The organism is Pseudomonas benzenivorans (assembly GCF_033547155.1).
Classification (GTDB): domain Bacteria; phylum Pseudomonadota; class Gammaproteobacteria; order Pseudomonadales; family Pseudomonadaceae; genus Aquipseudomonas; species Aquipseudomonas benzenivorans_B.
On the sequence record NZ_CP137892.1, the window covers coordinates 3,909,667 to 3,933,716 of the forward strand.

A 24,050-nucleotide genomic window follows, 5' to 3' on the forward strand; every position below is an offset into this window, starting at 1 on the left:
GAGGGCGGCGCTAGCGGAAACCGTGGCGCTGGCGGATCAAGCCATAGGCCTGACGCAGCTCCCGGGTCCGTTCCGTGGCCTCGCGCAGCTGCTCGACAGAGGCGCCGCTACCGGCCAGCTTGTCCGGATGATGGCGACTGAGCAGACGCCGGTAGGCATGCTTGATCTGCGCCGGCTCGCTGTCGGCAGTCACCCCCAGCAGGCGCAGCGCCGCCTGGTAACTGCCGCCTCGGGTCGAAGGCAGTGGCCCCGCGCGGGGCGCACAGGCCGCACTCAGCGCCTCCTGGGTGGCGCTCGACACCCCCAGCCAGGTGCCCCACAGCAGAAGCAGCTCGCGCTCTGCCTGACTGACCCGGCCATCCACCCAGGCCATTCGCCAACAGGCCCGCAACAAGGCTTCACCGTGCCCCTGCTGCCGACGCAGGGGCGCCCGCAGGCTGTCGCGGCCGGTCTTGCCGCGGGCGAAGGCCTCGATGGCGCGCCGCTGGGCATCCGCATCCAGTCCCAGCCGCTGCATCTCCGCGCGGGTCTGAGCGATATGGACCTGCAGCACCCGCCCATCGCACTTGGCCAGGCGGCCGAGCAGGATGAACAGCAGCATCTCGTCGCCCGGCGCCGGTGCGCCGCCGAGCCGCTCGCGCAACTCGGCCCAACCACGCAGGCGCAGGCGGCGATCCGCGGCCTGACCGAGCAGGCCGCCGAGCAGGGCGCCGGGAATGCTGGCCACGGACCAGCCGGCGAGGGCTCCCAGCAGGGTCAGGGGCCAGAACATTTCAGCGACTCTGCGCCACTAGCTGCTCGACTTCGGCCAAGCGCTCATGACTGCCGACGTCGACCCAGCGCCCGGCGAAAGACTCCCCGCTCACCCGTCCCGCGGCCATGGCATTGCGCAACAGCGGCGCCAACTTGAAGGCACCCGGCTGGCAGCCGGCAAACAGCCCCGGCGACAACACGGCGATGCCGCTGTAAGTCAGACTGGGCTGCCCCTCCCGGGCATCGCGCACACGATCCCCCTCCAGACAGAAATCGCCCACCGGGTGATGCGCCGGGTTGTCCACCAGCACCAGATGGGCCAGCCCGGTCAGCGGACGCCTGAGCTCGGCGAAAGGGTAGTCGGTGAAGATATCGCTGTTGACCACCAGAAAGGGCGCGTCGCCGAGCAGGGGCAGCGCCTGCAAGATGCCGCCACCGGTCTCCAGGGGCTCGCCTTCGGCCGAGTAGCGCAGGTCCAGGCCGAAGCGCTCGCCGTCGCCCAGGTGGTCCTCGATCTGCTGGCCCAGCCAGGCATGGTTGATCACCACCTCGGTAAAGCCGGCGGTGGCCAGTGCCCGCAGGTGGTATTCGATCAACGGCACGCCGGCGACCCGCACCAGCGGCTTGGGGGTGTGCAGCGTCAGGGGGCGCAGGCGCTCGCCCTTGCCGGCGGCGAGGATCATTGCCCTCATGCCGACACCGCCTCGGGCTGCGGCAAGCCGGCGAGCAGCTCGCCCAGCTCGGCCAGTTCGGGACGCCGCGCCAGCACCGCCTGGATATAGGCGAAGAAGCGCGGCACGTCGCCGAGATACCTGGGCTTGCCGTCACGGTGGCAGATCCGCGCGAAGATGCCGATCACCTTGAGGTGGCGCTGCACGCCCATCAGGTCGCTGGCGCGCAGGAACGCCTCGAAATCGCCCTGCACCGGGATGCCCGCCGCCCGGGCCTGGCGCCAGTAGTCCTGCAGCCAACCATGGACCCGCGCTTCGGGCCAGCTGAGGAAGGCATCCTTGAACAGGCAGGTGACGTCATAGGTCACCGGCCCGTACACCGCGTCCTGAAAGTCCAGCACCCCGGGGTTCGGCTCGCTGAGCATCAGGTTGCGCGGCATGTAGTCGCGATGCACCAGTACCCGGGGCTGGGCCAGGGCGCTGTCGATCAACAGGCGGCAGGTCCGTTGCCAGGCGGCCTGCTGGGCCTCGCTCAGTTCCAGCCCCAGGTGACGGCGCAGGTACCACTCGGGGAACAACTGCAACTCCCGCAGCAGCAGGGCCTCGTCGTAGCTCGGCAGCCCGGCATCCATCGGCAGACGCTGAAACGCCAGCAACGCCCGCAGCGCATCGCTCATCAGGCCATCGGCGTTGTGCCCGTCGATGATCTCCAGATAGGTCTTGCGCCCCAGATCGTTGAGCAGCAGGAAGCCGCGCTCGAGATCCGCCGCCAGAATCTGCGGCACATTGACCCCGGCGCCGGCGAGCAGCCCGGCGACCTTGACGAAGGGCCGGCAGTCCTCCTGAGGCGGCGGCGCATCCATGACGATCAGGCTGCGGTCGCCCGCCTGCCAGCGGAAGTAACGACGAAAGCTGGCATCGCTACTGGCGGCCGTCAGGGTCGCGGCCGGCACCTCACCCCACCCCCGCTCGGCGAATACCGCGGGCAGCTGCTGGTCGAGCCATGAGTCGAGAATTTGCAGGCGTACATCTTGTTCAGGCATTTACAGGGGTCTCCGACGGCGCTAGCCGTTGCGCGGGTCATGCTTTATTATCCAGCATCTTTTTCAGCCCATCGAGAGGCGTGCGGCCCCTGGGCCGATGGCGCGCAGGAAGCCCGGAAAAACAAGATGGCAGTAAATTTCCCCGCGGTTCGTAAAAAATTCCCACTTCTGGTCACAGGCGGTCTTCTAGCCCTTCAACCCGTCGCTGGTCAATTCGCATTTGCCGCAGAGCAGTTCGACTGTCGAGCATCCGCCACCGGCGGCTGGGCCTGCGCACCCAAGGCCAGCAACGCCGCATTACCGGCACGCCCGGTGCACAGCGGCTCGGCCATCAGCGCCAGCACCAGTGCCGCCAGGGCCGACGACAAGACGGCTCGCACCACCCTGGTGACCGAGAGCGGCGGCAAGGCCCTGGCCTCGCGTAGCGCCGATTACAGCCATCTGGATTGGGTGCCCCGCGAGCAGCTGAACGCCGCCCAACTGGCGGAGGTGGCCCCCTACTGCGCCGGTGCCTACGTCGAACCGAACCGACCGGGAATGGACGACAAGACGCCCATGGACGAGGCACCGCTGTTCGTCTCCGCCAAGGCCTCGCGCTACGAGCAGCAGGAGCAGGTCGCCACCCTGGCCGGCGACGTGGTCTTGCGTCAGGCCGGCATGCAGGTCGAGGCCGACGAGGCCAACCTGCGCCAGGCCGAGAACCGCGGCGAGCTGATCGGCAACGTGCGCCTGCGCGACCAGGGCATGCTGGTGGTCGGCGACCGCGCCGAACTGCAACTGGACAACGGCGAGGCCCGGGTCGACAACGCCGAGTACGTGTTGCATAAGAGCCACGTGCGCGGCAGCGCGCTCTACGCCAAGCGCGAAGAGACCGCGATCATCCGCCTGAAGGATGGCACCTACACCAGCTGCGAACCGGGCAGCAACACCTGGCACCTGAAGGGCAACAACATCACCCTCAACCCGGCCACCGGCTTCGGCACCGCCACCAACGTCACCCTGCGGGTGAAAGACATTCCGGTCTTCTACACGCCCTACATCTACTTCCCGATCGATGACCGCCGTCAGTCCGGTTTCCTGCCGCCGAGCATCGGCAGCTCCAGCGACAACGGCGTGACCCTGCAGACGCCCTACTACTTCAACCTGGCGCCGAACTACGACGCCACGCTGTACCCGACCTACATGAGCGACCGCGGCCTGCTCATGGAAGGCGAGTTCCGCTACCTGACCAAGAGCAGCGAGGGCCAGTTCGGCGCCGCCTATCTCGACGACAGCAACGACGAGCGCAAGCTGCAGTCCGAATACGAAGACCAGCGCTGGCTGTACAGCTGGCAACACCGCGGCGGCCTCGACTCGCGCCTGTTGGCCGAGGTCGACTACACCGACATCAGCGACCCCTACTACTTCCAGGACCTGGACACCGACCTGGGCATCGAGACCACCGCCTATGTCAACCAGCGCGGCACCCTGACCTATCGCGGCGACAGCTACACCGCCCAGCTCAACGCCCATGCCTACGAGCTGGCCAACATCACCGACATCACGCCCTACAATCGCCTGCCGCAGATCACCCTGGACGGCAAACTGCCCTTCCACCCCGCAGGGCTGGACTTCAGCTACGGCAGCGAGCTGGTGCGTTTCGACCGCGACCTGCGCTCGGGCAACTTCATCAACGAGGATGGTGTCGCCGAGCAGCTCTGGTACGACGCCCGCCTGCGCGGCCTGGCACGGGCCAACGGCAACCGCCTGCACCTGGAGCCGGGCGTCAGCCTGCCGCTGAACTGGAACTGGGGCTTCCTCAAGCCGCAGATCAAGTACCTGCACACCAACTACGACCTGAGCCTGGACCAACAGGGCAAGAACACCCTGCTCGCCGAGCAGGAGTTCAAGGGCAGCCAGGATCGTGGCGTCGGCCTGTTCAGCGTCGACAGCGGCCTGTACTTCGACCGCGACACCCAGTGGTTCGGCAAGGCCTATCGCCAGACCCTGGAGCCGCGCCTGTTCTACCTCTACGTACCGGAGGAAGACCAGACCGATATTCCGGTGTTCGACACCGGCGAGAACACCTTCAGCTACTCCTCGCTGTGGCGCGAGAACCGCTTCTCCGGCAAGGACCGCATCGGCGACGAGAACAAGCTGTCGCTGGGCGTCACCAACCGTTGGATCGAGAGCAACGGCTTCGAGCGCCAGCGTTTCAGCATCGGCCAGGCCTACTACTTCGCCGACCGCAAGGTGACAATGCCTGACAGTTTCAGTGGAGTACCGGGCACCACACCGCTTAAAGATCGGGCTGACTATAAGTCCTCGGTATCGCCCTATGCCCTGGAATACCTGTACCGCTTCAATCGCGACTGGCGCCTGAGCTCGGACTTCAACTGGGACCCGGACAGCCATCGCACCCGCTCGGGCAGCGCGATGTTCCACTACCAGCCCGAAGACAACCCGAACAAGGTGGTCAATGCCGGCTACCGCTATCGCAACGACACCCTGCGCTACGACCAAGACAGCGGGACTTGGACCTTTGATAGCAACTATGGCTCACCAACGCTCAGCGACGGCGTCACTCCAAACCCCAACTTCATCAAGGACTACTACAAGATCAGCCAGCACGACTTCTCGGTGATCTGGCCGATCGTGCCGCAGTGGAGCGTGATCTCCCGCTGGCAGTACGATTACAACCGCAACCGTACCCTCGAGGCCTTCGGCGGTTTCGAATACGACAGCTGCTGCTGGAAGCTGCGTCTGATCAATCGCTACTGGATCGACTACGACGAAGTCAGCCTCAACCCCTCGCTGAACGACGAAGCCGACACCGGCATCTTCCTGCAGATCGTCCTCAAGGGCCTGGGCGGCGTGACAGGCAACAAGGTCGAAACCTTCCTCGACCAAGGCATTCAAGGTTATCGTGAACGTGAAGACCAAGCTTACTGATTGCATGCGCCCCCTGCTGCTGGGCGCACTGTTTCTCGGCACTGCGGCGCAGGCCGAGGTCAAACCCCTGGACCGCGTGGTGGCCATCGTCGACAACGACGTGATCATGCAGAGCCAGCTCGACGCCCGGGTTCGCGAAGTCCAGCAGACCATCGCCAAGCGCGGCGCCGCCGTGCCGCCTGAGAATGTGCTGGACGACCAGGTGCTCGAGCGCTTGATCATCGAGAACATCCAGCTGCAGATCGGCGACCGCTCGGGCATCCGCATCACCGACGAGGAACTCAACCAGGCCCTCGGCACCATCGCCCAGCGCAACGGCATGAGCCTCGAGCAGTTCCGCGCCGCCCTGGCGAAGGATGGCCTGTCCTATGCCGACGCCCGCGACCAGGTCCGCCGCGAGATGATCATCAGCCGGGTGCGTCAGCGCCGCGTGGCCGAGCGCATCCAGGTGACCGACCAGGAGGTGCAGAACTTCCTCGCCTCCGATCTCGGCAAGCTGCAGCTGTCGGAGGAGTTCCGCCTGGCCAACATCCTCATTCCGGTCCCCGAAGCCGCCTCCCCCGCCACCATCCAGACGGCGGAACGCCAGGCCCAGGACATCTACCAGCAACTGCAGAAAGGCGCCGACTTCGCCCAGCTGGCCATCGCCCGCTCGGCCAGCGAAACCGCCCTGGAAGGCGGCGAGATGGGCTGGCGCAAGGCCGCACAGCTGCCGCCGCCGTTCGACGCCATGCTCGGCGCCCTGAGCGTCGGCGAAGTGACCGAACCGATGCGCACCCCGGGCGGCTTCATCCTGCTCAAGCTGCTGGAGAAGCGTGGCGGCGGCACCCAGGTCCGCGACGAGGTCAATGTCCGGCACATCCTGATCAAACCCAGCGAGATCCGCAGCGAGGCGGAGGCCAAGCGCCTGATCGAACGCCTGCACCAGCGCATCCGGGCCGGCGAGGACTTCGCCGAACTGGCGAAGAGCTTCTCCGAAGACCCGGGCTCGGCACTCAACGGCGGCAGCCTCAACTGGATCGACCCCGGCGTGCTGGTGCCGGAGTTCCGCGAGGTGATGAGCAACACCGCCAGCGGCGAAATCTCCAAGCCGTTCCAGAGCCCCTACGGCTGGCACGTGCTGCAGGTCATGGGCCGCCGCGCCACCGACAGCAGCGCGGAGTTCCGCGAACAACAGGCGCTGAACCTGCTGCGCAACCGCAAGTACGACGAGGAGCTGCAGACCTGGCTGCGGCAGATTCGCGACGAGGCCTACGTCGAAACCAAGCTCTAGGTCCGATCCGGACCGGATGACAAGCCCGGCGCCTGCCCCTGCAGCGCCGGGCTTTTTCGTTTTTATGCCGCCCTGACGTAAGATTGCGCGGCATCGCCCTATCGAAGCCGCCCTGACGGCACAACCGGGAGTCCCACTATGAGTCTGACGCAGCTTTTCGCACTGACCCCCGGCGAGCCGGCCGGCATCGGCCCCGACCTGTGCCTGCTGCTCGCCCGGCAAGCACAGCCGCAGCCCCTGGTCGCCATCGCCAGCCGCGAGCTGCTGGCCGAACGTGCCGCTCAACTGGGCATCGCCATCGAACTGATCAGCGTCGGCCCGGGCGCCTGGCCCGACACGCCGAGCGCGGCCGGCCGCCTGTACGTCTGGGACACGCCACTGGGTGCCCCGGTCGTGCCCGGCCACCTGAACCCGAGCAACGCCGCCTACGTCCTGGAGACCCTGGAGCGGGCCGGCCGCGGCTGCCTCGCCGGACACTTCGCCGGAATGATCACCGCGCCGGTACACAAGGGCGTGATCAACCAGGCCGGCATCCCCTTCTCCGGCCACACCGAGTTTCTCGCCGAGCTCACCCACACCGAGCAGGTGGTGATGATGCTCGCCACCCGCGGCCTGCGGGTGGCCCTGGTGACCACCCATCTGCCGCTCAAGGATGTGGCCGCGACCATTACCGCCGAGCGCCTGGCACGGGTCGCGCGCATTCTCGATCACGACCTGCGCAGCAAGTTCGGCATCCCCCGGCCGCGCGTGCTGGTCTGCGGCCTCAACCCCCACGCCGGCGAGGGCGGCCACCTGGGCCGTGAGGAGATCGAGGTGATCGAGCCGACTCTGGAGCAGCTGCGCGGCGAAGGCCTCGACCTGATCGGACCGCTGCCGGCCGACACCCTGTTCACCCCCAAGCATCTCGAGCGCTGCGACGCGGTGCTGGCCATGTATCACGACCAGGGCCTGCCGGTGCTCAAGTTCAAGGGCTTCGGCGCCGCGGTCAACGTGACCCTGGGCCTGCCGATCATCCGCACCTCGGTCGACCACGGCACCGCCCTGGACCTGGCAGGCAGCGGCCAGATCGACAGCGGCAGCCTGCAGGTCGCCCTGGAAACCGCCTACCAGATGGCCGCCAGCCGCCGCTAGCCGCTCAGCCCCCGACACCGGGTCGAGCCCCGACCTACGGCTCGCCGCTCCTTGCTGTTAAACTGCCGCCCTTTGCATTCGCTTTAAGCTTGCGGCTTGAAGCCTGGAGCCGCTCTGACATGTCCGACACCTACCAACACCGCGCACGCAAGCGCTTCGGCCAGAATTTCCTGCACGATGCCGGGGTGATCCACCGCATCCTGCGCGCCATCCATCCCCGCGAGGGTGAGCGCCTGCTGGAGATCGGCCCGGGCCAGGGCGCGCTGACCGAGGGACTGCTCGGCAGCGGCGCGCAGCTGGACGTGATCGAGCTCGACCGCGACCTGGTGCCGATCCTCAACGGCAAGTTCGCCGGCGAAGCGCGCTTCCGGCTGCACCAGGGCGACGCCCTGAAGTTCGACTTCCACAGCCTCGAGCCCGCCCCGCACAGCCTGCGGGTGGTCGGCAACCTGCCCTACAACATCTCCACCCCGCTGATCTTCCACCTGCTGGAGCACGCCGCGCTGATCCGCGACATGCACTTCATGCTGCAGAAGGAAGTGGTCCAGCGCCTCGCGGCGGGACCCGGCGGCGGGGACTGGGGCCGTTTGTCGATCATGGTGCAGTACCATTGCCGGGTGGAGCACCTGTTCGATGTCGGCCCCGGCGCCTTCAATCCACCGCCCAAGGTCGACTCGGCGATCGTCCGCCTGATCCCCCACGAGGTGCTGCCGCACCCGGCCCAGGATCACCGGCTGCTCGAGCAAGTGGTGCGCGAAGCCTTCAACCAGCGCCGCAAGACCCTGCGCAACACGCTGAAGGCCCTGCTACCAGCCACGGCCATCGAGGCCGCCGGCGTCGACGGCAGCCTGCGCCCCGAGCAGCTCGACCTGGCCGCCTTCGTGCGCCTGGCCGACCAGCTGGCCCAACAACCAACATCGGCCGCCAGCAACTAGACTGGTCTTCCAGCTTAGCGAGTCTCACCCCATGCCCGCCCCCCGCAACCAGATCGACGTCGCTGTCGCCACCCGCTACCTGCCGGAGCAGTCGCAACCGGAGCAGAACCGCTTCGCCTTCGCCTACACGGTGACCATCGCCAACAACGGCCAGCAGCCGGCCAAGCTGCTGTCGCGCCACTGGCTGATCACCGACGGCGACGGCCGGGTGCAGGAAGTGCGCGGCGCAGGCGTGGTCGGCCAGCAACCCCTCATCGCCCCGGGGGAAAGCCACACCTACAGCAGCGGCACGGTGATGGCGACCCGGGTCGGCGCCATGCAGGGCAGCTATCAGATGCTCGCCGAGGACGGCACCCGTTTCGAGGCCCCCATCGCCCCGTTCCGCCTCGCCGTACCGGGCTCGCTGCACTGATGGCGACCTACGCCGTCGGCGACCTGCAAGGCTGCCTGGAGCCGCTGCGCTGCCTGCTGCGGCGTGTCGCCTTCGACCCCGACAAAGACCGTCTGTGGCTGGTCGGCGACCTGGTCAACCGTGGCCCGGCGTCGCTGGAGACCCTGCGCTTCGTCTATGCCCTGCGCGAATCCGTGACCTGTGTGCTGGGCAACCACGACCTGCACCTGCTGGCCGCCGCCCACAATATCGAGCGCCTGAAAAAGGCCGATACCCTGCAGGACATCCTTAACGCCCCCGATCGCGACGAACTGCTGGACTGGCTGCGCCGGCAAAAACTGCTGCACTACGATGCCGAGCGCGATATCGCCCTGGTCCATGCCGGCATCCCGCCGCAATGGTCGTTACAGAAGGCCCTCAAGCGAGCGGCCGAGGTCGAGGAGGCGCTGCGCGACGACAGTCGCTTGCCGCTATTCCTCGACGGCATGTACGGTAACGAGCCGGCCAGATGGGACAGCGAGCTGCGCGGCATCACGCGCCTGCGGGTGATCACCAACTACTTCACTCGCATGCGTTTCTGCACGGCCGACGGCACCCTGGACCTCAAGAGCAAGGAAGGCATCGGCAGCGCCCCAGCCGGTTATGCTCCCTGGTTCAGCCATGCGAATCGCAAGACTCGCGGTCAGAAGATCGTCTTCGGCCACTGGGCCGCGCTGGAAGGTCGCTGCAACGAACCCGGCCTGTTCGCCCTGGATACCGGCTGCGTCTGGGGCGGCGCCATGAGCCTATTGAATATTGACAGCGGCGAACGCCACCGCTGCGACTGTAACGAGGAAAAACCATGAGCGAGTTCAAGCGCATCTCCCCCCAGCAGGCGCAGGCCCTGCGCGAGCAAGGCGCGGTGGTGGTCGACATCCGCGACCCACAGAGCTTCGCCCTCGGCCACATCAGCGGCTCTCGGCACCTGGACAACTACTCCCTGGCGGACTTCATCGCCCGCGCCGATCTCGACGCGCCCCTGATCGTCACCTGCTACCACGGCAACTCCAGCCAGAGCGCGGCCGCCTATCTGGTCGGCCAGGGTTTCTCCGAAGTCTACAGCCTCGATGGCGGCTTCGAGTTGTGGCGCACCAGCTACCCGGCCGAAGTCGCCCAGAACGCGGCCGAATAAAAAAATCGCCTCCGCGGCCTCCCCGGCAACCCCGCACCATTACTGCCTCTGCGCCCCGCACCGGGCGCGGCAATATCTTGTTATCGTTGCGCCGCGCTTGATCTTCCAGATTCCGAACTATCCTTACCTCAGGCCATCCAAAAATCAGGGAAAGCCGGCTGACCGGCTTCGGGCCAACGGTAACGACCTTTTGTTTTCTGGGGGATCTTCGTCGGCACTCTCATCGGCTGCGTCTTAGCACCCGAACGACCGATCCCTCGCCCGGCTCCGAGCATCGACCGAGGTGACGTCATGAGTATTTTCAGCCACTTCCAACAACGCTTCGAAGCAACTCGCCAGGAGGAATACAGCCTCCAAGAGTATCTCGAGCTGTGCAAACAAGACCCCAGCGCCTACGCTACGGCCGCCGAGCGCCTACTGATGGCCATCGGCGAACCCGAACTGCTCGATACCTCGAGCAACGCCCGGCTGTCGCGCATCTTCTCCAACAAGATGATCCGCCGCTACCCGGCCTTCGCCGACTTCCACGGCATGGAAGAGTGCATCGACCAGATCGTCGCCTTCTTCCGTCATTCCGCCCAGGGCCTGGAGGAGAAGAAACAGATTCTCTACCTGCTGGGCCCGGTCGGCGGCGGCAAGTCGTCCCTGGCGGAGAAGCTCAAGCAGCTGATGGAGAAGGTGCCCTTCTATGCGATCAAGGGCTCGCCGGTATTCGAGTCGCCACTGGGCCTGTTCAATGCCGCCGAAGACGCCACCATCCTCGAGGAGGATTTCGGCATCCCGCGCCGCTACCTGACCACCGTGATGTCACCCTGGGCGACCAAGCGGCTGTCCGAGTTCGGTGGTGATATCAGCCAGTTCCGCGTGGTCAAGCTCTATCCCTCGATCCTCAACCAGATCGCCGTTGCCAAGACCGAACCGGGCGACGAGAACAACCAGGACATCTCCGCCCTGGTCGGCAAGGTGGACATCCGCAAGCTGGAAGAATTTCCGCAGAACGACGCCGATGCCTACAGCTATTCCGGCGCCCTGTGCCGCGCCAACCAGGGCCTGATGGAGTTCGTCGAGATGTTCAAGGCACCGATCAAGGTGCTGCACCCGCTGCTGACCGCCACCCAGGAAGGCAACTACAACAGCACCGAGGGCCTCGGCGGCCTGCCGTTCAACGGCATCCTGCTGGCCCACTCCAACGAGTCCGAGTGGCACAGCTTCCGCAACAACAAGAACAACGAGGCGTTCATCGACCGTATCTACATCGTCAAGGTGCCCTACTGCCTGCGCGTCACCGACGAAATCAAGATCTACGACAAGCTCCTGGCCAACAGCTCCCTGGCCCAGGCCCACTGCGCCCCCGACACCCTGAAGATGCTCGCGCAGTTCTCGGTACTGTCGCGCCTGAAGGAACCGGAGAACTCCAACATCTACTCGAAGATGCGCGTCTACGACGGCGAGAACCTCAAGGACACCGACCCCAAGGCCAAGTCGATCCAGGAGTACCGCGACAACGCCGGGGTGGACGAGGGCATGAATGGCCTGTCGACTCGCTTCGCCTTCAAGATCCTCTCCAAGGTGTTCAACTTCGACTCCCACGAGGTAGCGGCCAACCCGGTACACCTGCTCTACGTCCTGGAGCAGCAGATCGAGCAGGAACAGTTCCCTGCCGAGGTCCGCGAGCGCTACCTGCGCTTCATCAAGGAATACCTGGCGCCACGCTACATCGACTTCATCGGCAAGGAGATCCAGACCGCCTACCTCGAGTCCTACAGCGAATACGGGCAGAACATCTTCGACCGCTACGTGCTGTACGCCGACTTCTGGATCCAGGACCAGGAATACCGCGATCCGGAAACCGGCGAGATTCTCAACCGCGTAGCCCTCAACGAGGAACTGGAAAAGATCGAGAAACCGGCCGGCATCAGCAACCCGAAGGACTTCCGCAACGAGATCGTCAACTTCGTGCTGCGCGCCCGCGCCAACAACAACGGCAAGAACCCGACCTGGCTCAGCTATGAAAAGCTGCGCGTGGTGATCGAGAAGAAGATGTTCTCCAACACCGAAGACCTCTTGCCGGTCATCAGCTTCAACGCCAAGGCAAGCAAGGAGGACCAACAGAAGCACAACGACTTCGTCAAGCGCATGGTCGAACGGGGCTACACCGACAAGCAGGTACGCCTGCTTTCCGAGTGGTATCTGCGGGTTCGCAAATCGCAGTAACCCAGCCTCAAGCCATCGGCCCAAAGCTGCTACCCGGGCCGGCAGCAGCTTTTGGGCTTGACGCGCAAAGCTCCCCGGAGGGGCCTATGAGCTATGTGATCGACCGGCGCCTGAGCGGCAAGAACAAGAGCACGGTAAACCGCCAGCGCTTCCTGCGGCGCTACCGTGAGCACATCAAGAAGGCGGTGGAGGAGGCTGTCAGCCGCCGCTCCATCACCGACATGGAGCACGGCGAACAGATCAGCATTCCTGGCCGCGACATCGACGAGCCGGTGCTGCACCACGGCAGCGGTGGCCGCCAGACCATCGTCCACCCCGGCAACAAGGAATTCGTCGCCGGCGAGCACATCCCCCGACCGCCAGGCGGCGGTGGCGGCAAGGGCGGTGGCAAGGCCAGCAATACCGGCGAGGGAATGGATGAGTTCGTCTTCCAGATCACTCAGGAGGAGTTCCTCGACTTCATGTTCGAGGACCTGGAGCTGCCCAATCTGGTCAAGCGCCATCTGACCGGCGCCGACACCTTCAAGACCGTACGGGCCGGCATCAGCAATGTCGGCAACCCATCGCGGATCAATATCGTCCGCACCTTGCGCTCGGCTCACGCGCGGCGCATCGCCCTGTCCGGCAGCAGCCGCAGCAAACTGCGCGAAGCGCTGGCCGAGCTGGAGCGCCTGAAGCGTGAGGAGCCCGACAACCTGGGCGACATTCAGGCCATGGAGGCGGAGATCGGCCATTTGCGCGCACACATCGCCCGCCTGCCCTTTCTCGACACCTTCGACCTCAAGTACAACCTGCTGGTCAAGCAACCCAACCCCAGCTCCAAGGCGGTGATGTTCTGCCTGATGGATGTCTCCGGCTCCATGACCCAGGCGACCAAGGATATCGCCAAGCGTTTCTTCATCCTGCTCTACCTGTTCCTCAAGCGCAGCTACGACAAGATCGACGTGGTGTTCATTCGCCACCACACCAGCGCCAAGGAGGTCGACGAGGAAGAGTTCTTCTACTCCCGCGAGACCGGCGGCACCATCGTTTCCAGCGCCCTCAAGCTGATGCAGGAAATCATGGCCGAGCGCTACCCGATCAACGAGTGGAATATCTACGGTGCCCAGGCGTCGGACGGCGACAACTGGAACGACGACTCGCCGATCTGTCGCGATATCCTGATGAAACAGATCATGCCGTTCGTGCAGTACTTCACCTACGTCGAGATCACCCCGCGCGAGCACCAGGCCCTGTGGTTCGAGTACGAACAGGTGCGTGAGAGTTTCGAGGATACCTTCGCCCAGCAACAACTGGTTTCGGCGACGGATATCTACCCGGTGTTCCGCGAACTGTTCCAGCGGAGGCTCGTGACATGACCAGTTATGACGGCGCAGCCCGCAGCAGCACAAAGAGACGCGAACCGATCGCCACCGGCTCGGAGTGGACCTTCGAGTTGATCCGCGCCTATGACCGCGAGATCGGCCGCCTCGCCGAGCGCTATGCGCTGGACACCTACCCCAACCAGATCGAGGTCATCACCGCCGAGCAAATGATGGACGCCTACGCCTCGGTGGGCATGCCGCTGGGCTACCACCACTGGTCCTATGGCAAGCACTTCCTCAGCACCGAGAAAAACTACAAACGCGGCCAGATGGGCCTGGCCTACGAGATCGTGATCAACTCCGATCCGTGCATCGCCTACCTGATGGAAGAGAACACCATGTGCATGCAGGCCCTGGTGATCGCCCACGCCTGCTACGGACACAACAGCTTCTTCAAGGGCAACTACCTGTTCCGCACCTGGACGGACGCCAGCTCGATCATCGACTACCTGGTGTTCGCCAAGCAGTACATTACCCAGTGCGAAGAGCGCCATGGCATCGACGCGGTGGAAGACCTGCTCGACTCCTGCCACGCCCTGATGAACTACGGTGTCGACCGCTACAAGCGCCCCTACCCGATCTCCGCCGAGGAGGAGCGCCGGCGCCAGAAAGAGCGCGAAGAACACCTGCAGAAACAGATTAATGACCTGTGGCGCACCATCCCCAAAGGCGCCAGCAAGGACGACGAGAAGGAAAGCACGCGTTTCCCCGCCGAGCCCCAGGAAAACATCCTGTACTTCCTGGAGAAGCACGCACCGCTGCTGGAGCCCTGGCAGCGCGAGGTGATCCGCATCGTGCGCAAGATCGCCCAGTACTTCTACCCGCAGCGCCAGACCCAGGTCATGAACGAAGGCTGGGCCACCTTCTGGCACTACACCCTGATGAACGACCTGTACGACGAAGGCCTGATTACCGATGGCTTCATCCTCGAGTTCCTGCAGTCGCACACCAGCGTGATCTACCAGCCGCCATTCGACAGCCCTTACTACAGCGGCATCAACCCCTATACCCTGGGGTTCGCTATGTACCGCGACATCCGCCGGATCTGCGAGGAACCTACCGAGGAGGACCGCCGCTGGTTCCCCGACATCGCCGGCAGCGACTGGCTCAGCACCCTGAAATTCGCCATGAAGAGCTTCAAGGACGAGAGCTTCATCCTGCAGTACCTGTCGCCCAAGGTGATCCGCGACCTCAAGTTGTTCAGCGTCCTCGACGACGACCAGAAAGATGAACTGGTGGTGCCGGCCATCCATGACGAGGCGGGCTATCGCATCATCCGCGAGACCCTGGCCGCGCAGTACAACCTCGGCAACCGCGAACCCAATGTACAGATCTGGAACATCGACCGGCGCGGCGACCGCTCGCTGACCCTGCGCCATCAGCAGCATGACCGCAAGCCGCTGGGCAGCTCGACCGAAGAGGTGATGAAGCACCTGCACCGCCTATGGGGCTTCGATATCCATCTGGAAACCCTGCAAGGCGACCAGTTGATCGAGACTCACCACGTCCCCCCCAAGGGCGAATCCGAACAGGAGGGCGAGTACCCGCGCCTCGACCTGATCATTCCGCCGATCTGATCGACCACATCGCCGCCCTGACCGGGCGGCGTCTTGCGCTTCGTCCTCGATAATAAGTCTTTCCCCTGCCAAGGCCGCAACCGCTATCCTCTGCGCCAACGGAGGTGGTCATGCAGATATACAAGGTGGGTGGTGCAGTACGCGACCGCCTGTTGGGGCGGGCGGTCGAGGAGACCGACTGGGTCGTGGTCGGTGCGACCGCCGAACAACTGCTGGCCCAGGGGTTCCGCCCGGTGGGCGCGGACTTTCCGGTGTTCCTGCACCCCGGGACCGGCGAGGAGTACGCCCTGGCACGCACCGAGCGCAAGAGCGGACGCGGCTATGGCGGTTTCACCTTCTACGCCAGCCCGGATGTCAGCCTCGAAGAGGACCTGATCCGCCGCGACCTGACGGTCAACGCCATGGCCGAGGACGACCAGGGCCGGCTGATCGACCCCTATGGCGGGCAGCGCGACCTCGCCGCCCGCATCCTGCGCCATGTTTCCCCCGCCTTCGCCGAAGACCCGCTGCGGGTGCTGCGGGTCGCCCGCTTCGCCGCCCGCTATGCGCCCGATGGTTTCAGCGTGGCCGCCGAGACCCTGGAGCTGATGCGTCAACTCAGCGAGTCGGGCGAACTGGCGGCGCTCACCCCCGAGCGCAGCTGGAAGGAGATATCCCGCGCCCTGCTCGAGCCGCGCCCTGACGTGTTCGTGCAGGTACTACGCGATTGCGGCGCACTCCAGGCCCTGCTGCCGGAGGTCGACGCCCTGTTCGGCGTCCCACAACCGGCGGCCTACCATCCGGAGATCGATACCGGCGTGCATGTCCTCGGCGTACTGCGCCAGTGCGCCGAGCACCGGCAGCCGCTGACGGTGCGCTGGGCCTGCCTGCTGCATGACGTCGGCAAGGGTTTGACCCCGCAAGCCCAGTGGCCGCGGCATATCGCCCACGAACAACGGGGCATGCCCGCCATCCAGGCGATCAACCAGCGCAGCAAGGCGCCGAAAGACTGCCAGGAGCTGGCCCTGCTGGTCGGCGAATTCCACAGCCACGGCCATCGCGCCCTGGAACTGAAGGCCACAACCCTGCTGGAGCTGCTGCAGCGTTTCGACGTCTATCGGCGCCCACAACGCTTCGAGGAGTTCATCGCCGCCTGCGAAATGGACGCCCGCGGCCGCAGTGGCCTGGAACACCGCGACTACCCGCAGGCCGGTTACCTGCGCGGCGCCATGCAGGCGGTCCGTGCGGTCGCCGTGCAACCGCTGCTGGAACGGGGATTCAAGGGACCCGAACTGGGCGAAGCCTTGAAAAAGGAGCGTCTGCAGGCGCTCAAGACCTACAAGGCGCACAACGCGCCCTAACTTAGATCGCGCGCACTCGGCGGCGGGAAGGCCTGCAGCAGGGCTGGCGGGGTCAGCTCGCGCCCTTGCCACCGAAAGGGCACCGGCCACAGCTGCTGCTCGATCCGCGCCGCCTGCCACAGCTCGGCGAAGCAACGCCGCGCGCCCGGATGCACCTCTTCCGGTGCCAGCAGCGCCAGAGGCCAGAGCACGAAGGCGTTCTTGAGAATTTCCGCGCGCGGCAGCACCAGGCCGTCGAAGTTGCCGACCCGGTCGCCATACAGCAGCACATCGATATCCAGCGGCAGGCCCTTGCGCTCCGGCGCGTAGCGACCGTTATCCGCCTCGATGAACTTCAGACGCCGGTCCAGCTCCCCCAGCGGCAACGGGCTATAGCCGGCCACCACCAGGTTGAAGAAGGGGCCGCTCTTGATCCCCACCGCATGGCTTTCGAATACCGGCGAGCAGCGCATGTCGCCGAGCAGGCCAGCCAGCGCGTCGAGCCCCGCATGCAGATGAGCCTCGCGCTCGATATTGCTACCGAGACCGAGGAATACCGGGGTCAGCGACATCCGCGCTCGATCTCCACACCGACGCCGCCCGCGGCAGCGGGCACTGCGCCCGGCTTGGTCAGCTTGATGCGCAACCAGGGAATGCGGAACTCGACCATCAGCAACTCGGCCAGGCGCTCGGCCAGGGTTTCCACCAGGATGAACTGCGACTCGCCGACATAGGCCTGGACCCGCGCGGCCACGGCGGCATAGTCGAGCGCCTTGCTCAGGTCGTCGCCCACCGCGGCGGGGCGATTGTCCCAGCCCAGGTAGAGGTCAAGACGCAAGCACTGGCGAATGGTGCGCTCCCAGTCGTAGGCACCGATCACCGTATCGACTTCCAGCCCTTCGATAAACACTATGTCCAAGCACACTCTCCACAACGCGGCATGACCGCAGCTCCACGCCGACCTTCCGCACAGCACTGCTGCGCAGGACTATACGGCATTGATAGCGGACTCGAATGTCCATTTACGACTCAGATTGCAGCAACATCCAGCCTGGGTCACCCCCAGTTCCTCGCCAGCGGGTCTATCGCACCGCCCTCGCTCGCTACCGGCCGTAGCGGTCTGTAGAATCGAGCCATTCCTCGACCTGGAACGGATACCATGTTTTGGCTGCTGGCGGTCCTCGCCTACCTGCTGGGCTCGCTGTCCTTCGCCATACTGCTCAGCCGCCTGGCCGGCGGACCGGATCCACGCGCCAGCGGTTCGGGCAACCCCGGCGCCACCAATATGCTGCGCGTGGCGGGGAAACGCCTGGCCGTGCTGACCCTGCTGGGCGACCTGTTCAAGGGCCTGCTGCCCGTGCTGATCGCCAAACTGCTGGGCCTGGGCCTGCAGCAACAGGCCTGGGTCGGCCTCGCGGCAGTGGTCGGCCACCTCTACCCCCTGTACTTTCGCTTCCGCGGCGGCAAGGGTGTCGCCACGTCCGCCGGCATGTTGCTGGGCCTCTACCCCCCCGCCGCACTCCTCGCCATCGCTGCCTGGCTGCTGACCTTCCTGCTGACCCGCACCAGTTCGTTGGCGGCGCTGATCGCCACGCCCCTGACCCTGCCCCTGCTGGCCTGGCAGCAGCCTGCCGCGCTACTGCCGGTGAGCGTATTGACCGGGCTGGTCGTCTGGCGTCACCGCGGCAATCTACGCGACCTGCTGGCAGGTCGGGAGCGGCATTTCTAACGCGAGGCCCAGCGCGGTTTCCTCCGACGCTATCGGCCCGCGCCTTACAGTGCGGGCAATTGCTCCATCGGCCAGCGCGCCTGCACCGAGATGCCCAGCCCCTCGCGCTGCCCGGCCTTGAGGCGCTGGCAGCCGGCGTAGGCGATCATCGCACCGTTGTCGGTGCAGAAGGCCGGACGGGCATAGAACACCTGGCCCTTCAGCGCCCCCAGCATCGCCTCCAAGGATTCACGCAAAGCCTTGTTGGCACTGACGCCACCGGCGATCACCAAGCTGTTCAGGCCCGTCTGCTTGAGCGCCCGACGGCACTTGATGGTGAGGGTCTCGACCACCGCCTGCTGGAACGCCAGGGCGATATCGCAACGGGTCTGCTCGCCGTCGTCACCCGCCTCGCGGCACTGCTGCCAGGTATTCAGGGTGAAGGTCTTCAGACCGCTGAAGCTGAAGTCCAGTCCTGGACGATCGGTCATGGGCCGGGGAAACACGAAGCGTCCGGGCGTGCCCAGCTCGGCCAGGCGGGCAATCTCCGGCCCGCCCGGGTAGCGCAGGCCCATCAGCTTGGCCGTCTTGTCGAAGGCCTCGCCGGCCGCATCGTCGAGGGACTCGCCCAGCAACTGGTACTGGCCGATACCGTCGACCCGCACCAGCTGGGTATGGCCGCCGGACACCAGCAAGGCGACGAAGGGGAAGCTCGGCGGCTGCGCCTCCAGCATCGGCGCCAACAGGTGCCCCTCCATATGATGCACACCGAGCGCCGGGACCCCCCAGGCGAACGCCAGGGCCTGGGCGCAGGAGGCACCGACCAACAGCGCCCCGACCAGACCGGGCCCGGCGGTGTAGGCGATCGCATCGATCGCCGCGGCCGTGCAGTTGGCCTCGGCCAGCACTTCGCGAATCAGCGGCAGCATGCGCTTGACGTGGTCGCGCGAGGCCAGCTCCGGCACCACACCACCATAAACGCGGTGCAGGTCGATCTGACTGAACAGCGCATCCGCCAGCAGGCCGCGCTCGCTGTCGTAGAGCGCGACACCGGTCTCGTCGCAGGAGGTTTCCAATCCCAGTACCAGCATGGGGCAGCGCCTTGATATGAGGTGGCATACATTCGAAGGCGCGCATAATAATAGGCAGGCGCGGAGGCCGACCAGCGCTTTTCGATCAGAGGCTTTGCATTCCCGGCGGCGAGACGGTAACATCCGCAACCCTTAAAAACCTACGTCCTCCCGCGCCATTTGCCAGGAGTGCGTGACCCCCGGTAATAAAGAAGGTAGCCCTGGATGCCAGCCGTCAAAGTTAAAGAGAACGAACCCTTCGACGTAGCTCTGCGTCGTTTCAAGCGCTCCTGCGAAAAAGCCGGCATTCTGGCTGAAGTTCGTAGCCGCGAATTCTACGAGAAGCCGACCGCAGAGCGTAAGCGCAAGGCCGCTGCCGCTGTTAAGCGTCACGCCAAGAAAGTACAGCGCGAACAGCGCCGCAGCGTGCGTCTGTACTAATCAGTACGGACCGCCTCGCAGCAGTCAGCAGCGCCCGGCTTTCGCCGGGCTTTGCATTTATGGCCCCACACTCCGCTTCGCCGACCGGCGAATGGCCGGAGTTTTTTCGTCCCCTCCGCACATCTGTCCAGCCACCCCACACGGCAGTATTCTGAGCGCCTATGGCCGGCCTGATCCCGCAGTCTTTCATCGATGACCTGCTCAACCGCACCGACATCGTCGAGGTGGTCGGCGCACGCATTCAGCTGAAAAAAGCCGGCAAGAACTACACCGCCTGCTGCCCCTTCCACAAGGAAAAGACCCCCTCCTTCAGCGTCAGTCCGGACAAGCAGTTCTACTACTGCTTCGGCTGCGGCGCCGGCGGCAACGCCCTCGGCTTCGTCATGGACCACGACCAGCTGGAGTTCCCCCAGGCCGTCGAGGACCTGGCCAAGCGCGCCGGCATGGAGGTCCCCCGCGAAGAAGGTGGACGCAGCGGCAAGCCCAGACAGCCCACCGACTCGCCGCTCTACCCGCTACTGGCAGCGGCCGCCGAGTTCTACCGCCAGGCCCTGAAAAGCCACCCGCAGCGCCGCGCCGCGGTGGACTACCTCAAAGGCCGCGGCCTGTCCGGCGAGATCGCCCGTGACTTCGGCCTGGGCTTCGCCCCACCGGGCTGGGACAACCTGCTCAAGCACCTGGCCGGCGACAACCTGCAGCAGAAGGCCATGATCGACGCCGGCCTGCTGGTGGAGAACGCCGAGAGCGGTAAACGCTACGACCGCTTCCGCGACCGGGTCATCTTCCCGATCCGCGACAGCCGCGGCCGGGTGATCGCCTTCGGCGGCAGGGTGCTGGGCGACGACAAACCCAAGTACCTGAACTCGCCGGAAACCCCGGTTTTCCACAAGGGCCAGGAGCTCTACGGCCTGTACGAGGCACGCAAGAGCAATCGCGACCTCGACGAGATCATGGTGGTCGAAGGCTATATGGACGTCATCGCCCTCGCCCAGCAAGGCCTGCGCAATGCCGTCGCCACCCTCGGCACCGCCACCAGCGAAGAGCACCTCAAACGCCTGTTCCGCCTGGTACCCAGCGTGCTGTTCTGCTTCGACGGCGACCAGGCTGGACGCAATGCCGCCTGGCGCGCCCTGGAAGCCTGCCTGCCCAATCTGCAGGACGGCCGCCGCGCGCGCTTCCTCTTCCTCCCCGAAGGCGAGGACCCGGACACCTTGGTGCGCAGCGAAGGCACCGACGCCTTCCGCGCACGCATCGCCCAGCAGGCCCAACCCCTGGCCGACTACTTCTTCCAGCAACTCGGCGAAGAGGCCGACCCGCGCTCCCTGGAAGGCAAGGCTCACCTGGCGACCCTGGCCGCCCCACTGATCGACAAGATTCCCGGCAACAACCTGCGCACCCTGATGCGCCAGCGCCTCGCCGAACTCACCGGCCTCAGCGGCCTCAGCGGCGAAGCCCCGAGCCCGACACCTGCGACCGCCCCGAACCCAGGTCCCAGCGACTACCCGGACTATTCGGACCTTCCCGACAGCGCCTACCACGACGCCTCCCCCGGCTACGAGGAGTACGCCCACCCGGCACCGAGCCTCGAGCGCAGCCACAAGGGCAAGGGGGAATGGAAGAGAGACGGCAAGAAATGGCACAAGCAGGGCCGCGGCGGCGACCAGCCCCGCGCACCGCGCACCGCCGTCAGCGTCGAATCGCCGCACCTGAGCGCCCTGCGCACCCTGCTGCACCACCCGGAGCTGGCCCAGAAGGTCGAGGACGTCAGCCACTTCGCCGGCGAGGACGACACCTATGCACAGCTACTGGTGGCCTTGCTCGGCGCCCTGCAGAAGAGCCCGAAACTGCGCTCACTGCAACTGATCGCACGCTGGCACGGCACCGAACAGGGCCGTCTACTTCGGGCTCTGGCAGAGAAGGAATGGCTGATCTCGGCAGACAACCTTGAACAACAGTTTTTCGACACTATAACTACCTTAGTAGCCCGCCAGCGCGAGCGCAGCTTGGAACATTTGCTGCGCAAAGCCCGTCAAAGTGAATTGAGCGCAGAGGAAAAAGACCAGCTGCGCAACCTGCTGAGCCGCAACGCACCACCGGTAGCCCCGAGCCCAACTGGCGCTTGAGGCGCTTACTCGGGTATAATCCTCGGCTTGTTTTCAGCCCGCCAAGACCTTCAGTGGATAGGGTGTTATGTCCGTAAAAGCGCAACAGCAATCTCGTTTGAAAGAATTGATCAGCCGCGGTCGTGAGCAGGGTTACCTGACTTACGCGGAGGTCAATGACCACCTGCCGGAGGATATTTCCGATCCGGAACAGGTGGAAGACATCATCCGCATGATCAACGACATGGGGATCAACGTATTCGAGAGCGCTCCGGATGCGGACGCCCTGTTGTTGGCCGAAGCCGACACCGACGAAGCCGCCGCCGAAGAGGCCGCTGCCGCCCTCGCCGCCGTTGAAACCGATATCGGCCGCACCACCGACCCGGTGCGCATGTACATGCGCGAAATGGGCACAGTGGAACTGCTGACCCGCGAAGGCGAGATCGAGATCGCCAAACGCATCGAGGAAGGCATCCGCGAAGTCATGAGCGCCATCGCTCACTTCCCGGGCACAGTCGACAGCATCCTCGCCGAATACAACCGTGTAACCACCGAGGGCGGCCGCCTGGTCGAAGTACTCAACGGCTACATCGATCCGGACGACGGCAGCGTCCCCGCCGAGGCTGCGGCCCCCGTGCCCGCCAAGGACAGCGCCGCTGCCGACGACAGCGACGACGACGATGACAGCGACGACGATAGCGGCGACGACGAGGACGAAGGCGATGGCGGCCCGGATCCGGAAGAAGCCCTGCGCCGCTTCACCGCGGTCGCCGAGCAGCTGGAGAAAGCCAACAAGGCCCTGAAGAAGCACGGCCGAGGCAGCCAGCAGGCCAGCGACGAGCTGAGGGAGCTGGCCGATCTGTTCATGCCGATCAAGCTGGTGCCCAAGCAATACGATGCCCTGGTCGACCACGTGCGCAGCGCCCTGGAGCGCCTGCGCGCCCAGGAGCGGGCCATCATGCAGCTGTGCGTGCGTGATGCGCGCATGCCGCGCGCCGACTTCCTGCGCCTATTCCCCGGCAACGAGGTCGACCCGACCTGGGCCGAACAGCTGGCCAAGGGCAAGGCCAAGTACGCCGAGGCCATCGGCAACCTGCAAGGCGATATCCAGCGCTGCCAGCAGAAACTGGTCGACCTGGAAGCCGAGTGCGACCTGACCCTGGCCGAGATCAAGGACATCAACCGGCGCATGTCGATCGGCGAGGCCAAGGCCCGCCGAGCGAAGAAGGAGATGGTCGAGGCCAACCTGCGCCTGGTGATCTCCATCGCCAAGAAGTACACCAACCGCGGCCTGCAGTTCCTCGACCTGATCCAGGAAGGCAACATCGGCCTGATGAAGGCGGTGGACAAGTTCGAATACCGTCGCGGCTACAAGTTCTCGACCTACGCCACCTGGTGGATCCGTCAGGCAATCACCCGCTCGATCGCCGACCAGGCGCGCACCATCCGCATCCCGGTGCACATGATCGAGACGATCAACAAGCTCAACCGCATCTCCCGGCAGATGCTGCAGGAGATGGGCCGCGAACCGACCCCGGAAGAGCTCGGCGAACGCATGGAAATGCCCGAGGACAAGATCCGCAAGGTGCTGAAGATCGCCAAGGAACCGATCTCCATGGAGACGCCGATCGGCGACGACGAAGATTCGCACCTGGGCGACTTCATCGAGGACTCGACCATGCAATCGCCGATCGACGTGGCGACCGTGGAAAGCCTCAAGGAAGCCACCCGCGAAGTGCTGGCCGGACTCACCGCCCGCGAGGCCAAGGTCCTGCGCATGCGCTTCGGCATCGACATGAACACCGACCACACCCTCGAGGAAGTCGGCAAGCAGTTCGATGTCACCCGCGAGCGGATCCGCCAGATCGAGGCCAAGGCGTTGCGCAAGCTGCGCCACCCGACGCGCAGCGAGCACCTGCGCTCCTTCCTCGACGAGTGACAACAGAACCCCCGGCC

21 protein-coding genes are annotated in these 24,050 nt (G+C 65.3%); 15 read left to right on the forward strand and 6 right to left on the reverse strand.

The window, feature by feature from the left end:
• Window positions 1–10: 10 nt before the first annotated feature.
• The 3 genes from SBP02_RS18230 to SBP02_RS18240 are packed head-to-tail and all read right to left on the reverse strand — an operon-like array spanning window position 11 to window position 2,467.
• Window positions 11–772: a TerB family tellurite resistance protein gene (locus tag SBP02_RS18230; RefSeq protein ID WP_318643811.1), complete on the reverse strand. Its 762-nt coding sequence runs from the start codon at window positions 770–772 to the stop codon at window positions 11–13.
• A 1-nt stretch (window position 773) separates the two neighbouring features.
• Window positions 774–1,445 carry an N-acetylmuramate alpha-1-phosphate uridylyltransferase MurU gene (gene murU, locus SBP02_RS18235; protein WP_318643812.1) on the reverse strand — a complete coding sequence of 224 codons (672 nt, stop codon included), beginning with the start codon at window positions 1,443–1,445 and terminating at the stop codon, window positions 774–776.
• On the reverse strand, window positions 1,442–2,467 hold the full coding sequence (locus SBP02_RS18240) for an aminoglycoside phosphotransferase family protein (protein WP_318643813.1): 1,026 nt from the start codon (window positions 2,465–2,467) through the stop codon (window positions 1,442–1,444). The genes murU and SBP02_RS18240 overlap by 4 nt, the downstream gene beginning before the upstream one ends.
• Before the next feature lie 126 nt (window positions 2,468–2,593).
• Here SBP02_RS18240 and SBP02_RS18245 point away from each other — a divergent pair, with 126 nt between their 5' ends.
• From SBP02_RS18245 to SBP02_RS18295, 11 genes are all read left to right on the forward strand, one after another.
• Window positions 2,594–5,398, forward strand: coding sequence for an LPS-assembly protein LptD (locus SBP02_RS18245; RefSeq protein ID WP_318643814.1), 2,805 nt, complete (start codon window positions 2,594–2,596; stop codon window positions 5,396–5,398).
• Window positions 5,399–5,402: 4 nt separating this feature from the next.
• Window positions 5,403–6,671, forward strand: coding sequence for a peptidylprolyl isomerase (locus SBP02_RS18250; RefSeq protein ID WP_404824343.1), 1,269 nt, complete (start codon window positions 5,403–5,405; stop codon window positions 6,669–6,671).
• 138 nt (window positions 6,672–6,809) lie between these two features.
• On the forward strand, window positions 6,810–7,802 hold the full coding sequence (pdxA, locus tag SBP02_RS18255; protein WP_318643816.1) for a 4-hydroxythreonine-4-phosphate dehydrogenase PdxA: 993 nt from the start codon (window positions 6,810–6,812) through the stop codon (window positions 7,800–7,802).
• A 119-nt stretch (window positions 7,803–7,921) separates the two neighbouring features.
• Window positions 7,922–8,737, forward strand: a complete 816-nt coding sequence (gene rsmA / locus SBP02_RS18260) for a 16S rRNA (adenine(1518)-N(6)/adenine(1519)-N(6))-dimethyltransferase RsmA (RefSeq protein WP_318643817.1) — start codon at window positions 7,922–7,924, stop codon at window positions 8,735–8,737.
• A gap of 31 nt (window positions 8,738–8,768) precedes the next feature.
• The gene (apaG, locus tag SBP02_RS18265) at window positions 8,769–9,149 is read left to right on the forward strand and encodes a Co2+/Mg2+ efflux protein ApaG (protein ID WP_318643818.1); all 381 of its coding nucleotides are present in this window, start codon (window positions 8,769–8,771) and stop codon (window positions 9,147–9,149) included.
• Window positions 9,149–9,973, forward strand: a complete 825-nt coding sequence (locus SBP02_RS18270; RefSeq protein ID WP_318643819.1) for a symmetrical bis(5'-nucleosyl)-tetraphosphatase — start codon at window positions 9,149–9,151, stop codon at window positions 9,971–9,973. The genes apaG and SBP02_RS18270 overlap by 1 nt, the downstream gene beginning before the upstream one ends.
• Window positions 9,970–10,299, forward strand: a complete 330-nt coding sequence (glpE, locus tag SBP02_RS18275; protein ID WP_318643820.1) for a thiosulfate sulfurtransferase GlpE — start codon at window positions 9,970–9,972, stop codon at window positions 10,297–10,299. Before SBP02_RS18270 ends, glpE begins: the two co-directional genes overlap by 4 nt.
• A gap of 291 nt (window positions 10,300–10,590) precedes the next feature.
• Window positions 10,591–12,513, forward strand: a complete 1,923-nt coding sequence (locus SBP02_RS18280; RefSeq protein ID WP_318643821.1) for a PrkA family serine protein kinase — start codon at window positions 10,591–10,593, stop codon at window positions 12,511–12,513.
• 86 nt (window positions 12,514–12,599) lie between these two features.
• Entirely contained in the window at window positions 12,600–13,871 is a 1,272-nt protein-coding gene (locus SBP02_RS18285; RefSeq protein WP_318643822.1) for a YeaH/YhbH family protein, read from the forward strand.
• Entirely contained in the window at window positions 13,868–15,454 is a 1,587-nt protein-coding gene (locus SBP02_RS18290; protein ID WP_318643823.1) for a SpoVR family protein, read from the forward strand. The genes SBP02_RS18285 and SBP02_RS18290 overlap by 4 nt, the downstream gene beginning before the upstream one ends.
• Before the next feature lie 110 nt (window positions 15,455–15,564).
• On the forward strand, window positions 15,565–16,794 hold the full coding sequence (locus tag SBP02_RS18295; protein WP_318643824.1) for a multifunctional CCA addition/repair protein: 1,230 nt from the start codon (window positions 15,565–15,567) through the stop codon (window positions 16,792–16,794).
• Here the strand turns inward: SBP02_RS18295 and folK are convergent.
• Window positions 16,791–17,345, reverse strand: a complete 555-nt coding sequence (gene folK, locus SBP02_RS18300) for a 2-amino-4-hydroxy-6-hydroxymethyldihydropteridine diphosphokinase (RefSeq protein ID WP_318643825.1) — start codon at window positions 17,343–17,345, stop codon at window positions 16,791–16,793. The two genes, SBP02_RS18295 and folK, sit on opposite strands and share 4 nt — an antisense overlap.
• Window positions 17,336–17,692: a dihydroneopterin aldolase gene (gene folB, locus SBP02_RS18305; RefSeq protein WP_318643826.1), complete on the reverse strand. Its 357-nt coding sequence runs from the start codon at window positions 17,690–17,692 to the stop codon at window positions 17,336–17,338. The genes folK and folB overlap by 10 nt, the downstream gene beginning before the upstream one ends.
• Window positions 17,693–17,932: 240 nt before the next feature.
• On the opposite strand from folB, the gene plsY reads away from it, so the two are divergent.
• Window positions 17,933–18,502, forward strand: coding sequence for a glycerol-3-phosphate 1-O-acyltransferase PlsY (gene plsY, locus SBP02_RS18310; protein ID WP_318643827.1), 570 nt, complete (start codon window positions 17,933–17,935; stop codon window positions 18,500–18,502).
• A 44-nt stretch (window positions 18,503–18,546) separates the two neighbouring features.
• Here plsY and tsaD read toward each other — a convergent pair whose 3' ends face one another.
• Complete coding sequence (gene tsaD, locus SBP02_RS18315; protein WP_318643828.1) at window positions 18,547–19,572, reverse strand: tRNA (adenosine(37)-N6)-threonylcarbamoyltransferase complex transferase subunit TsaD; 1,026 nt, start codon at window positions 19,570–19,572, stop codon at window positions 18,547–18,549.
• 204 nt (window positions 19,573–19,776) lie between these two features.
• Between tsaD and rpsU the strand changes: the two genes are divergently transcribed.
• From rpsU to rpoD, 3 genes are all read left to right on the forward strand, one after another.
• On the forward strand, window positions 19,777–19,992 hold the full coding sequence (gene rpsU, locus SBP02_RS18320; protein ID WP_058068915.1) for a 30S ribosomal protein S21: 216 nt from the start codon (window positions 19,777–19,779) through the stop codon (window positions 19,990–19,992).
• A 161-nt stretch (window positions 19,993–20,153) separates the two neighbouring features.
• The gene (gene dnaG, locus SBP02_RS18325) at window positions 20,154–22,115 is read left to right on the forward strand and encodes a DNA primase (protein ID WP_318643829.1); all 1,962 of its coding nucleotides are present in this window, start codon (window positions 20,154–20,156) and stop codon (window positions 22,113–22,115) included.
• Between the two features lie 67 nt (window positions 22,116–22,182).
• On the forward strand, window positions 22,183–24,033 hold the full coding sequence (rpoD, locus tag SBP02_RS18330; protein ID WP_318643830.1) for an RNA polymerase sigma factor RpoD: 1,851 nt from the start codon (window positions 22,183–22,185) through the stop codon (window positions 24,031–24,033).
• Window positions 24,034–24,050 lie beyond the last annotated feature (17 nt).